We start from the raw sequence: 13,354 nt of genomic DNA, 5'->3' as shown, positions 1-13,354 counted from the left end.
TTATATTTAACATTCAATGTTGTTAAATGTTGGATTTTATTTTTGGGAGAAATTTACGTGCAAGATATTAGTACATTAAGTGTTGAAGAGCTTAAGCATTTACAGCAAGAAGCAGAAGCATTAATTGCGACAAAAAAAGACCAAGCAATACAAAATGCTTATCAACAAATTATTGATATTGCAGCAGGGTTAGACCTTACTGTAGAGCAAGTGCTTGAATACGGATCACAAAAAAGAAAGGTAACAACACGTAAAACGGTTGAGCCTCGTTATCGTAACCATAATAACCCTGAACAAACATGGACAGGGCGTGGTAAACAGCCAAGATGGATTGTTGCTGAACTTGCAAAAGGTGCAAAACTAGAAGATTTTATTATTTAATCTTTGGTCTATTTTTAGGGAGTTTAATACTCCCTTTTTTTATTTTTAAATTTTATTATATTATTTAAATAGTAAAAATATACAGAATGGTATGTTTAATATAGTGGTATTTTTTAATATATAAACCTCATAGCCTCAAACTTTATAATATATTGAAACATGCTATGCTAAGAGTAACTTTGAAAAGAGAATATGAATATGAAGTGGACATTAAAGGCTATTTCAGAAGAGCTAAAGGACAGTAGTTTTAGTATTCATGAGGATACACTTGTTGGTCGACATCAGAGCTGCCATTTAGTTTTACAATCATCAGAAATATCGCGTAGACATGCCGCATTTTATATAAAAGACCAAGCCTTATGGTTAGAAGATCTACAATCTTCAAATGGTACATATATCAATGGAAATAAAATTACTGAACCAGCGTTATTAAAAGACCAAGATCTTATTCAGTTTGCAAGTTTAAAATTTATTCTTAATGAAAGTAAATCTGAAGAGAATACAGTTGTAGAGGATCAGCCTTTAAAAGCTAATGCTGAAGAAGGAATGCCACATATTGCAGATCGTGTAAAAGATATGCCTGTTGCAAATGATGGTACACCTGAAAGTATTCAAATTCCTAAGCCTGCGCCAATGCCTGAACAGGAACATGAGATAGCATCTAAGCATGAGTCGGTAGCACAAAATGATAATCATCATGCAACTGATTCAGAGCAAGAGGTGAAAAAGAATGCATCACTTGGGCTAATTACAATTATCGCTATTCTTATTATTGCGTTAATTATTTGGTTCTTTTTTAAATAATGGTAAGTAAATAACTAAAAGCATGCAGAAGCATGCTTTTTTTTGGAGTGAATAATGACAATAGCAAAACTAGAAAAGCGTGAACTTATCATCTTTGATTTAGATGGCACGCTGGTCGATACGGTATTCGATATGGCAGCTGCAATAAATGCAGCATTACATCAAATGGGGTTGCCGACTGTAAATGTAGAGCAAATTCGATTGTGGGTGGGTCAGGGCAGTGAAAAGTTATGTAGGAAAGTATTGACTGAATTAAATTATAATGATGAAGCCTTAACCGATGAGTTATGCAAAGTCTATCTTGCTAATTACCACTTAAAAACCTGTGTTGATAGTACTCTATTTGAGGGTGTTCATGAGTTTCTAGAGGATTGCAAAACTAAAAAAATATCTATGGCTTGTGTGACAAATAAGCCTCGGGTATTGGCTATGAAGCTACTAGAAAAATTAAATTTACTTGACTACTTTTCACTTGTTATTGGTGGTGATACTGTGGCTGAAAAGAAACCATCACCGTTACCTTTAATTTATACAATGCGGTATTTTAATTTAAAGCATGACCAAGTTCTTATGATTGGTGATTCACGCAATGATATTGAAGCTGCTCGTGGTGCAGAAATTGACTGTATTGCGATGAGTTATGGGTATAATCATGGTGAAAGTATTTATGATAGTCATCCTCAGGAAGTGATAGATGACCTTCGTCGTTTATTAAAGAGATAGATATAGGAAAGGTTTATGAACTTAAAGCCATATTTGCGATGGCGTTGCTCACATTAAATTTATATTTTTAAAATAATCAATTAAGTGAGCAGTCCAATGAATAAAGATATTTTTGAGCAATTAACACAGCAAGGCTTTAACACTATTCCTGTATATAGGCAGCGATTTGCAGATGCAGATACGCCACTATCAGTTTTTGCACGGTTAGATAAGAAAACACCTTCATATTTATTTGAGTCTGTTGAGGGCGGTGAAAAGTGGGCGAGATATTCAATTATTGGTTTGGGTGAATCTACAATCTTTTCATGCAATGAAGGGGTGTTGGATATACAAGACCAACATGGAAATATTACGACGGAAAATAATGTAGACCCTTATGCCTTTATTCGTGAGTTTCAAAGTCAGTTTAAGGTTCCCTCACAAGAAATTTTACCTGAGTTACCAAACTTTACAGGTGGTCTAGTTGGCTACTTTGGCTATGATGCCGTGCGATACATAGAGCCACATCTAAAGGGTGGTGCTCCCCAAGATGATCCAGTTGAGTTGCCTGATATTTGGATGATGCTTTCAAAAACGGTCATTGTATTTGATAACTTGAAAGATACGCTGTTTTTAATCGTTCATGCCGATGTTAATGCAGGTGAAACTTATGAGCATGCACAGGATAAACTAGATCAGTTAGAGCAATTATTAGATACACCTATTCGTTTACAGGCAAAGCCGCATACATTTCCTAAGTTTCACTCTTTAACAGGTGAAGAGGCGTATAAAGCTTCTGTAGAAAAAGTAAAAGAATATATTCGTGCTGGAGATGTAATGCAGGTCGTCCCTGGACATCGAATGGTTTCAGATTTTGATGGAGAGCCATTACAAGTTTATCGCGCGTTACGTCACTTAAATCCATCCCCTTATCTATTTCTTGTACAGGGCTATACTTTAAAGGGTCAAAAACCATTTCATATTGTTGGTTCGTCCCCTGAAATCTTATCTCGACTTGAAAATGGGGTTGCAACAGTACGACCACTAGCAGGGACAAGACCAAGAGGAAAAACAGCAGCAGAAGACTTGGCATTAGAACAAGAACTACTGGCTGATGAAAAAGAAATTGCAGAACACCTCATGCTTATTGATCTAGGGCGTAATGACATTGGGCGTGTGTCCAAGGTTGGTAAGGTAACTGTAACAGATAAAATGGTTGTTGAGCGTTACTCACATGTGATGCACATTGTTTCCAATGTTCAAGGTGAAGTGCAAGATGATGTGGATGCACTTGATGTATTCAAAGCTACTTTTCCGGCAGGAACACTTTCAGGTGCACCTAAAGTGAGGGCAATGCAAATTATTGATGAAGTTGAACCTGTGAAGCGTGGGATTTTTGGTGGAGCTGTTGGCTATTTAGGCTGGCATGGTGAAATGGATATGTCTATTGCAATAAGAACATGTGTTATTCGAGAGAATAAGGTGTATGTTCAAGCTGGAGCAGGGTTAGTAGCAGACTCAAATCCTGATTCAGAATGGAATGAAACACAAATAAAAGCTCGTGCAGTGATCAAAGCGGTTGAATTATCATCAACTGGATTGATTTTATAAGTTTTTTCGCACTTTTTTTAAAAAAGTGCTTGCATCATTTTGAAGTTTTGCTAAACTGCACACCGTTCCGATACGAAATGTGCGAAACAACTTAAAACGCCGACATAGCTCAGTTGGTAGAGCAACTGACTTGTAATCAGTAGGTCCTCAGTTCGAATCCGAGTGTCGGCACCATTTTAAAGTTGTTAAATACAGAAGTAAAGGACTGCACTACCAAGTAAGTGTGATTAAGGTGGGATTCCCGAGCGGTCAAAGGGGGCGGACTGTAACTCCGCTACGAAAGTTTCGAAGGTTCGAATCCTTCTCCCACCACCATTAACTTCGAATGAAGTGGTAAATATACCAACATGCGGGAGTAGCTCAGTTGGTAGAGCGGCAGCCTTCCAAGCTGCATGTCGCGAGTTCGACCCTCGTCTCCCGCTCCATCGAAGTAATTATATCGCTCTTATAGCTCAGTGGTAGAGCACTCCCTTGGTAAGGGAGAGGTCTCGAGTTCAAATCTCGATAAGAGCTCCAGATTATACAGTTTAGTAGATTTATCTACACTTCTAAAGAAAGCAGGCTTATTAGTCTGCTTTTAAAGTATTGGGTGTCTGTTTTTTAGGCGATATGTCGATTGTACTGAAATTCTCGGTACTTGTTCGATGTAAACGAGGAAGATTATCATGGCTAAAGCCAAGTTTGAACGTAATAAGCCACATGTAAACGTGGGAACAATTGGTCACGTTGACCATGGTAAAACAACTTTAACAGCTGCTATCGCAACTATCTGTGCGAAAACTTATGGCGGTGAAGCTAAAGATTACGCAGCGATCGACTCTGCGCCTGAAGAAAAAGCTCGTGGTATTACAATTAATACATCTCACGTAGAATATGACTCTCCAACTCGTCACTACGCTCACGTAGATTGCCCAGGACACGCCGATTATGTTAAAAACATGATCACTGGTGCTGCTCAAATGGACGGTGCGATCCTTGTATGTGCTGCGACTGATGGTCCTATGCCACAAACTCGTGAACACATCCTTCTTTCTCGTCAGGTAGGTGTACCTTTCATTATTGTATTCTTAAACAAGTGTGACCTTGTTGATGATGAAGAATTACTTGAATTGGTAGAAATGGAAGTTCGTGAACTTCTTAGCGCTTATGACTTCCCTGGTGATGATACTCCTGTAATCCGTGGTTCAGCTTTAGCTGCACTTAACGGTGATGCTGGTCAGTATGGTGAATCTGCAGTAATTTCTCTTGTAGAAGCTTTAGATTCTTACATTCCTGAGCCAGAGCGTGCTATCGATAAAGCATTCCTAATGCCAATCGAAGATGTATTCTCAATTTCTGGTCGTGGTACTGTAGTAACAGGCCGTGTAGAATCAGGTATTGTTAAAGTTGGTGAAGAAGTTGAAATCGTTGGTATTAAAGACACGGTTAAAACAACTGTAACTGGCGTTGAAATGTTCCGTAAACTGCTTGACGAAGGTCGTGCAGGTGAGAACTGTGGTATTCTTCTACGTGGTACTAAGCGTGAAGACGTACAACGTGGTCAAGTATTGACTAAGCCAGGTGCAATCAAGCCACATACTAAATTCGACGCAGAAGTATATGTACTAGCGAAAGAAGAAGGTGGTCGTCATACTCCATTCTTAAATGGTTACCGTCCACAGTTCTATTTCCGTACAACTGACGTAACTGGTGCAATCCAGTTGAAAGAAGGCGTTGAAATGGTTATGCCAGGTGACAACGTTGAAATGGCAGTAGAATTGATCCACCCAATCGCAATGGACGCTGGCTTACGCTTTGCGATCCGTGAAGGTGGTCGTACCGTAGGTGCTGGTGTTGTTTCTAAAGTAAATCAGTAATATAATAAATATTAAACCGAGAGCTAAGGTTCTCGGTTTACTTTATAGGCTAGTAGTTCAATTGGTAGAGCGTCGGTCTCCAAAACCGAATGTTGGGGGTTCGAGTCCCTCCTGGCCTGCCACTATTTCAAAGTTAAAGCTTGATGCTGGCTATTTTGTCCTTATAATGATTCGCGAATTCTACGACGAGTAAAAACATGTCGAATGATAAATCGCGTGACGCATTGAGCGACGCGCCAATCCCTCAGAAAAATACAGCAGCAGAAGTTGTGCGCTCTGGCTCACCTATAGATATTATTTTATGGGTATTAGCAATTATTTTGTTAATTGGAGCTTCTCTTGTAAATCAATATCTTCCTGCATATTGGGCACCAGCGAGTAATATTTGGGTGCAAATTGGGGCGATTTTAGCTTGTATCATTGTAGCTTTAGGTTTATTATACGCCACCCACCAAGGCAAAGGTTTTATTCGCTTGCTAAAAGACTCGCGATTAGAGCTGCGTCGAGTAACTTGGCCAACCAAACAGGAAACAGTAACAACATCTTGGCAAGTAGTACTTGTAATTATTGTTGCTGCTATCGTGCTATGGTGCTTTGATTATGCGCTGGGTTGGTTAGTAAAGTTAATGATCGGGTAGAGAGCTATGAAACGTTGGTACATTATTCATGCCTATTCAGGTTATGAAAAACAAGTGATGCGTTCACTTAAAGAGCGAATCCAGCGTAGTGCTGTTGCCGATAGCTTTGGTGAAGTCCTTGTTCCGACTGAAGAAGTCGTTGAAATGAAGGATGGTAAGAAGCGTAAATCAGAACGTAAATTCTTTCCAGGCTATGTATTGGTCGAAATGGAAATGGATGATGACTCTTGGCATATTGTTAAAGAGTGTCCAAAAGTTCTAGGTTTTATTGGCGGTACGCCAGAAAAACCTGCGCCAATTACTCAAAAAGAAGCAGATGCGATTCTTGCTCGTGTGCGTAATACTGGTGAAGCACCTCGTCCTAAGACAATGTTTGAACCAGGTGAAGAATTATTGGTTATCGATGGCCCATTCACAGACTTTAAAGGTGTTGTGGAAGAGGTTATCTATGATAAATCTCGCTTGACGTTAACGATTAATGTATTTAATCGCCCAACACAAGTTGAGCTTGAATTCCGTCAGGTTGAGAAGACAATCTAATCAACTGATTGAATGCCTATAATTTAGGCAATTTTATATGTAATAAATTGGGGAGCCTTACGGCGTTATTACCCAGAGGTATTTGAAATGGCTAAAAAGATTGACGGCTATATCAAGCTGCAAGTCCCAGCTGGTAAAGCAAATCCATCTCCTCCTATTGGTCCTGCACTGGGTCAACGTGGTGTTAACATCATGGCATTCTGTAAAGAATTCAATGCTGCTACACAAAAAGTTGAACAAGGCCTACCAATCCCTGTTGTGATTACAGTTTATAATGATAAATCATTTACATTTATCATGAAAACTCCACCTGCTTCTATTCTTTTGAAGAAAGCTGCTGGTGTTCAAAAAGGTTCTTCTGAGCCACACAAAACTAAGGTTGGTAAATTAACTCGTGCGCAATTAGAAGAAATTGCTACGACTAAAGAGCCTGATTTAACTGGTGCTGACTTAGATGCACGTGTTCGTACCATCGCTGGTTCTGCACGTTCTATGGGCTTGGAAGTGGAGCTGTAATAAGATGGCAAAGTTAACTAAACGTCAAAAAGCGATTTCTGCTATTGATTCAAACAAAGTTTACTCTTTGGAAGAAGCGGTAGAAGTAATTAATGGCTTCCCTGCAGCTAAATTTAAAGAATCATTAGATGTTTCTGTGAATCTAGGTGTTGACCCACGTAAATCAGATCAAGTTGTACGTGGTGCGACAACTTTACCTGCAGGTACAGGTAAAACTGTACGTGTAGCTGTATTTGCTCAAGGCGCTGCTGCTGAAGCTGCTAAAGCTGAAGGCGCTGACATCGTTGGTTTTGATGACCTTGCTGAAAGCATTCAAAAAGGTAATCTTGACTTTGATGTTGTAATCGCTGCTCCTGATGCAATGCGCGTTGTTGGTAAGTTAGGTACAATTTTAGGGCCACGTGGTTTAATGCCAAACCCTAAAGTAGGTACAGTAACTCCTGACGTTGCTAGTGCAGTTAAAAATGCTAAATCTGGTCAAGCACGCTACCGTGTAGACAAAGCTGGTATTATTCATGCTGGTATTGGCCAAGTTGGCTTTACTATTGAAGCTGTACGTCAAAACTTAGAAGCATTGGTTGCTGACTTGAAAAAAGCAAAACCTGCAACTTCTAAAGGTATTTACATCAAAAAAATCACTTTGAGCTCAACAATGGGTCCTGGTGTTACTGTTGATGTAAACAGCATCTCTAACTAATTGTTAGACAAAATTCTTAAATCTCCAAAGATAAAGATTGAAATCTTTATCTTTGGAGTGGACTTTGAATTGATAGGTTAAAGCCTATTAGCGTCAAAGACCTCAGGCGAGAAGAAATTCTCTTAATAACTCAGCCTGCGTAGACGCGGTGGTGTGATTATTCCTCCTCCGCGTGTAAGCCTTATAGGCTTACGAATTGGGAGTGTATTCTTTGAATACATAAATCACCTTAGGAGATTTTACAGTGGCTCTACTACTAGAGAACAAAAAAGAAATCGTTGCTCAAGTTAATGAAACTGCAAGCATCGCGTTTTCTGCTGTTGTTGCTGACTACCAAGGTTTAAGCGTTGAGAAACTAACACAGTTACGTGTTGAAGCTCGTAAGTTAGGTGTTACAACACGTGTTGTTCGTAATACATTAGCAAAACGTGCACTTCAAGGTACTCAATTTGATATCTTAAATGACAATCTTGTTGGCCCAACAATTCTCGGTTTTTCAACTTCTGAAGACGACATGGGTGCAGCTGCACGCCTGTTCGAAGAGTTTGCTAAAGCAAATAAAGCGTTTGAACTTAAAGCTGCCGCATTTGACGGTAAAGTTTATCAAGGCGAAGAAGTTAGCGTTATCGCGAATCTTCCAAACCAAGAAAAAGCACTTACTATGCTTGCAAACGTTCTTCAAGCTCCAATTTCGAAATTGGGTCGCTTACTTACAGCGCTCAAAGAGAAAGACGAACAAGAAGCTGCATAATCCATTACCTACACCATTTAATTTCCATTTGGAGTTATTCTCATGGCTTTAACTAACGAAGAAATTTTAAACGCAGTTGCTGAAAAAACTGTTCTTGAACTTGTTGACTTAATCTCTGCTTTCGAAGAGAAATTCAACGTATCTGCTGCTGCTGTTGCAGTTGCTGCTGGTGGCGATGCTGCTGCTGCTGCTGAAGAGCAAACTGAATTCAATCTTGAATTAACAAGCTTTGGCGCAAACAAAGTTGCTGTAATTAAAGCAGTACGTGCAGTAACTGGTCTTGGTCTTAAAGAAGCAAAAGACCTAGTTGAAGGTGCTCCACAAGTTCTTAAAGAAGGCGTGAGTAAAGAAGACGGCGAAGCACTTAAGAAAACTCTTGAAGAAGCTGGTGCTACAGTTACACTTAAGTAATTTACGTCGGGAGTCAATTATAAAAAAATTGGCTCCAGATATGGCTGATGGCTCTTGGGTCATCAGCCTTTTTGCGTTACAATAATCGGCTCGGTTTTTTATTGAACTGTGATAAAAGTCTAAATTTTAGTAAAAAACGATCCAATTCAAACGCTTACCAATATTTTTCGCTCTAAAAATATTGTTAAGCGTTTTATTACCACTCTCATTTGCAGCATTTGTAAGCAGTGGTGGCCATATCGGCCTGCGTAATTCCTTCTAAACCCGAACTGCAGGCGGGTTTAGTTTTGTACTTTCCGAGGACTCCAGATGGCATACTCATATACCGAAAAAAAACGGATCCGTAAGAATTTTGGTAAATTGCCCCAAGTGATGGATGTTCCGTACTTGCTTTCGATTCAAGTCGACTCGTACAGAACGTTTCTACAAGATGGTAAATTAGCAAAAACCCGAGAAGATATAGGCCTCCAAGCTGCGTTTCGTTCAGTTTTTCCAATTGAAAGTTATTCAGGCAATGCTGCTTTAGAATTTGTTGAGTATAGCCTTGGTAAGCCTGAGTTTGATGTGCGCGAGTGTATTCTTCGTGGCTCAACTTATGCGGCACCAATGCGCGTTAAAATTCGCTTGATCATTAAAGATCGCGATACCAAAGCAATTAAAGATGTTCGTGAACAAGAAGTCTACATGGGTGAAATCCCATTAATGACTGAGAACGGTACATTTGTAATTAATGGAACTGAGCGTGTAATCGTGTCTCAGTTACATCGTTCTCCAGGTGTGTTCTTCGACAGCGATAAAGGTAAAACACACTCTAACAAAACACTTTATTCTGCGCGTATTATTCCTTACCGTGGTTCATGGTTAGATTTTGAATTTGATGCAAAAGATTTAGTATATGTACGTATTGACCGTCGTCGTAAACTTTTAGCGACTGTTATCTTACGTGCTTTAAACTACACAGATGAACAAATTCTAGACTTATTCTATGAAAAAGTTCCTGTTTACCTAGATATGGGTAGTTATCAAATTGAATTGGTTCCAGAACGCCTGCGCGGTGAAATGGCTCAGTTTGATATTATTGACAACAGTGGAAAAGTCATTGTTGAGCAAGGCAAACGTATTAATGCACGTCATGTACGTCAAATGGAATCTGCTGGTTTAACTAAACTTTCTGTTCCAGATGAATACTTGTACGAACATATTACTGCACAAAATATCACATTACGTGATGGTGAAGTGATTCCTGCAAATACTGTACTTAGTCATGAAGTGATGGTTAAGCTTGCAGAAGGTGGCGTGAAAGAATTCAATATCTTGTTTACTAACGATATTGACCGCGGCTCTTATATTGCAGATTCATTACGTGCTGATATTACACGTGATCGTGACGAAGCACTTGTAGAAATCTACAAAGTAATGCGTCCAGGTGAGCCACCAACAAAAGAAGCAGCAGAAAACTTATTTAATAACTTGTTCTTCTCTACAGAGCGTTATGATTTGTCTGCTGTTGGTCGTATGAAGTTTAATCGTCGTTTAGGACGTCCATACGAAGTTGGTACAGACCAAAAAACACGCGAAATCGAAGGAATTTTATCTAACGAAGATATTACTGATGTAATGCGTACATTGGTAGATATTCGTAATGGTAAAGGTGAAGTCGACGATATTGACCACTTAGGTAACCGTCGTGTACGTTCTGTTGGTGAAATGACAGAAAACCAATTCCGTGTAGGTTTAGTTCGTGTTGAACGTGCTGTTAAAGAGCGTTTAAGCCAAGCTGAAACAGATAATCTATCACCACAAGATTTAATTAATGCGAAGCCTGTTGCTGCTGCAATTAAAGAATTTTTTGGTTCTAGCCAATTATCTCAGTTCATGGATCAAAACAACCCATTGTCTGAGATTACACATAAACGTCGTGTATCTGCGCTTGGACCAGGTGGTTTAACACGTGAGCGTGCAGGCTTTGAGGTACGTGACGTACATCATACTCACTATGGTCGTGTATGTCCGATTGAAACGCCTGAGGGTCCAAACATTGGTTTGATCAACTCGCTTTCAGTTTATTCTAAAGCAAACCATTTTGGTTTCTTAGAAACACCTTACCGTAAAGTTGTTGATGGTCGTGTGACTGAAGATACAGAATACCTTTCTGCAATTGAAGAAGTAGGTACTGTTATTGCACAAGCCGATGCAGTGGTTGATCCAGCGGGTCACTTACTAGAAGAAATGGTAACTGTGCGTCACCAAGGTGAAACACTGCGTATGCCTCCTGAGCGTGTAACGCATATGGATGTATCTGCACAACAGGTTGTATCTGTAGCAGCATCATTAATTCCGTTCCTTGAACACGATGATGCGAACCGTGCATTGATGGGTTCAAACATGCAACGTCAGGCAGTGCCGACACTTCTTGCTGATAAGCCACTTGTTGGTACAGGTATGGAAGCAAATGTTGCACGTGACTCAGGTGTATGTGTAATCGCACAGCGTGGTGGTGTCATTGAATTTGTTGATGCTTCTCGTGTTGTTATTCGTGTCAATGAAAGTGAAATGGTTGCGGGTGAAGCAGGTGTAGATATCTATAACCTGATTAAATACACACGTTCAAACCAAAATACATGTATTAACCAAAAAGTACTTGTTAGCCTTGGCGATAAAGTTGGTCGTGGTGATGTACTTGCTGATGGCCCATCTACAGATGGTGGTGAATTAGCACTTGGTCAAAACATGCGTGTTGCGTTCATGACATGGAATGGTTACAACTATGAGGATTCGATTCTATTATCAGAACGTGTTCTTCAAGAAGATCGTTTAACATCAATCCATATTCAAGAACTATCATGTGTTGCACGTGATACGAAACTTGGTGCAGAAGAAATTACTGGCGATATTCCAAACGTTGGTGAAGCTGCATTATCTAAGTTAGATGAATCAGGTATTGTTTACATCGGTGCTGAAGTAACAGCGGGTGATATTCTTGTAGGTAAAGTGACACCTAAAGGTGAAACACAATTAACACCTGAAGAAAAATTACTTCGTGCAATCTTTGGTGAAAAAGCGGCAGATGTAAAAGATTCTTCGTTACGTGTTCCATCGGGTACGAAAGGTACTGTGATCGATGTTCAAGTGTTCACACGTGATGGTCTTGAAAAAGATGAACGTGCGCTTGCAATTGAAAAAGCACAGTTAGACTCTTACCGTAAAGATTTGAAAGAAGAATACAAAATCTTTGAAGAAGCGGCACGTGAACGTATCGTACGTCTACTGAATGACCAAATGTCTAACGGTGGTGGTACAACGAAACGTGGTGATCAGCTGACTGAAGATAAATTATCTCAATTAGAAATGGTAGATTTACTTGAAATCCAACCATCTGATGAAGGTATCGCTGAACGTCTTACACAAATTCAGACTTACTTGAAAGAGAAGAGTGCTGAAATTGATGAGAAATTCGCTGAGAAGAAACGTAAGCTTTCAACAGGTGATGAGTTAACAACAGGTGTATTGAAAGTTGTTAAAGTTTACCTTGCGGTGAAACGTCGTATTCAACCTGGTGATAAGATGGCGGGTCGTCATGGTAACAAAGGTGTTGTATCAAACATCTTGCCTGTTGAAGACATGCCGCATGATGCCAATGGTGTACCTGTAGATGTGGTGCTTAACCCGCTTGGTGTACCTTCACGTATGAATGTGGGTCAGATTCTTGAGACACATTTAGGTTTAGCTGCAAAAGGCTTGGGTGAGCAAATTGATAAAATGCTCAAACAGCAACGTACAATTGCAGAGCTACGTGAATTCTTAGACAAAATCTATAACAAAGTTGGTGGAGAGCAAGAAGAGCTTGAAACATTAACTGATGATGAAGTCTTAATTCTTGCTGGTAACCTGAAAAAAGGTGTTCCTTTAGCAACGCCAGTATTTGATGGTGCTGAAGAAGAGCAAATCAAAGAGTTGTTAGAGCTAGCTGAGCTACCACGTACAGGTCAACAAACATTGTTTGATGGACGTACAGGTGAGCAGTTTGACCGTCCAGTAACTGTGGGTTACATGTACATGCTTAAGTTGAACCACTTGGTTGATGACAAGATGCATGCACGTTCTACGGGTTCTTACTCGTTAGTAACGCAACAGCCATTAGGTGGTAAAGCACAGTTTGGTGGTCAGCGTTTTGGTGAGATGGAAGTCTGGGCATTAGAAGCATATGGTGCAGCGTATACGCTACAAGAAATGCTTACTGTGAAGTCAGATGATGTTGAAGGTCGTACACGTATCTATAAAAATATTGTAGATGGAAACCATTATATGGATCCGGGAATGCCTGAGTCATTCAACGTACTGACCAAAGAGATCCGTTCTTTAGGTATCAACATTGAACTGAAAAATGGTGACTAAGCTGTAAAGCTCATCAAATTTCAGTAACAAACAATATTTGTGACCCTGCCGA

At 39.7% G+C, this 13,354-nt stretch carries 12 protein-coding genes and 5 tRNA genes; all 17 read left to right on the top strand.

What is annotated here, in order from left to right; translation table 11 throughout:
* Positions 1-57: 57 nt before the first annotated feature.
* A complete protein-coding gene (locus tag P256_RS09880; protein ID WP_023273538.1) occupies positions 58-381 on the top strand; it encodes an H-NS histone family protein in 324 nt (107 codons plus the stop codon).
* A 198-nt stretch (positions 382-579) separates the two neighbouring features.
* Complete coding sequence (locus P256_RS09875; RefSeq protein WP_023273537.1) at positions 580-1,185, top strand: FHA domain-containing protein; 606 nt, start codon at positions 580-582, stop codon at positions 1,183-1,185.
* A gap of 54 nt (positions 1,186-1,239) precedes the next feature.
* Positions 1,240-1,908 carry a phosphoglycolate phosphatase gene (locus P256_RS09870; protein ID WP_023273536.1) on the top strand — a complete coding sequence of 223 codons (669 nt, stop codon included), beginning with the start codon at positions 1,240-1,242 and terminating at the stop codon, positions 1,906-1,908.
* 96 nt (positions 1,909-2,004) lie between these two features.
* Complete coding sequence (gene trpE, locus P256_RS09865) at positions 2,005-3,498, top strand: anthranilate synthase component I (RefSeq protein ID WP_023273535.1); 1,494 nt, start codon at positions 2,005-2,007, stop codon at positions 3,496-3,498.
* A 98-nt stretch (positions 3,499-3,596) separates the two neighbouring features.
* A tRNA-Thr gene (locus P256_RS09860) sits at positions 3,597-3,672 on the top strand.
* Positions 3,673-3,729: 57 nt separating this feature from the next.
* A tRNA-Tyr gene (locus P256_RS09855) sits at positions 3,730-3,813 on the top strand.
* 34 nt (positions 3,814-3,847) lie between these two features.
* Positions 3,848-3,923, top strand: a tRNA-Gly gene (locus P256_RS09850).
* Positions 3,924-3,939: 16 nt separating this feature from the next.
* A tRNA-Thr gene (locus P256_RS09845) sits at positions 3,940-4,014 on the top strand.
* A gap of 149 nt (positions 4,015-4,163) precedes the next feature.
* Positions 4,164-5,354, top strand: a complete 1,191-nt coding sequence (tuf, locus tag P256_RS09840) for an elongation factor Tu (RefSeq protein WP_023273534.1) — start codon at positions 4,164-4,166, stop codon at positions 5,352-5,354.
* 46 nt (positions 5,355-5,400) lie between these two features.
* Positions 5,401-5,476, top strand: a tRNA-Trp gene (locus P256_RS09835).
* A gap of 75 nt (positions 5,477-5,551) precedes the next feature.
* On the top strand, positions 5,552-5,992 hold the full coding sequence (gene secE, locus P256_RS09830; RefSeq protein ID WP_023273533.1) for a preprotein translocase subunit SecE: 441 nt from the start codon (positions 5,552-5,554) through the stop codon (positions 5,990-5,992).
* A gap of 6 nt (positions 5,993-5,998) precedes the next feature.
* The gene (nusG, locus tag P256_RS09825) at positions 5,999-6,532 is read left to right on the top strand and encodes a transcription termination/antitermination protein NusG (RefSeq protein ID WP_023273532.1); all 534 of its coding nucleotides are present in this window, start codon (positions 5,999-6,001) and stop codon (positions 6,530-6,532) included.
* An 87-nt stretch (positions 6,533-6,619) separates the two neighbouring features.
* On the top strand, positions 6,620-7,048 hold the full coding sequence (rplK, locus tag P256_RS09820) for a 50S ribosomal protein L11 (RefSeq protein ID WP_023273531.1): 429 nt from the start codon (positions 6,620-6,622) through the stop codon (positions 7,046-7,048).
* 4 nt (positions 7,049-7,052) lie between these two features.
* Positions 7,053-7,745, top strand: a complete 693-nt coding sequence (gene rplA / locus P256_RS09815; protein WP_023273530.1) for a 50S ribosomal protein L1 — start codon at positions 7,053-7,055, stop codon at positions 7,743-7,745.
* A 244-nt stretch (positions 7,746-7,989) separates the two neighbouring features.
* Complete coding sequence (gene rplJ / locus P256_RS09810) at positions 7,990-8,496, top strand: 50S ribosomal protein L10 (protein ID WP_023273529.1); 507 nt, start codon at positions 7,990-7,992, stop codon at positions 8,494-8,496.
* A 42-nt stretch (positions 8,497-8,538) separates the two neighbouring features.
* Entirely contained in the window at positions 8,539-8,907 is a 369-nt protein-coding gene (gene rplL, locus P256_RS09805; protein WP_023273528.1) for a 50S ribosomal protein L7/L12, read from the top strand.
* 309 nt (positions 8,908-9,216) lie between these two features.
* A complete protein-coding gene (gene rpoB / locus P256_RS09800; protein ID WP_023273527.1) occupies positions 9,217-13,302 on the top strand; it encodes a DNA-directed RNA polymerase subunit beta in 4,086 nt (1,361 codons plus the stop codon).
* Positions 13,303-13,354 lie beyond the last annotated feature (52 nt).

The organism is Acinetobacter nectaris CIP 110549 (assembly GCF_000488215.1).
Lineage (GTDB): Bacteria > Pseudomonadota > Gammaproteobacteria > Pseudomonadales > Moraxellaceae > Acinetobacter > Acinetobacter nectaris.
Note: the sequence above shows the minus strand (reverse complement) of the source record. Positions and strands in the feature narration are given on the sequence as shown.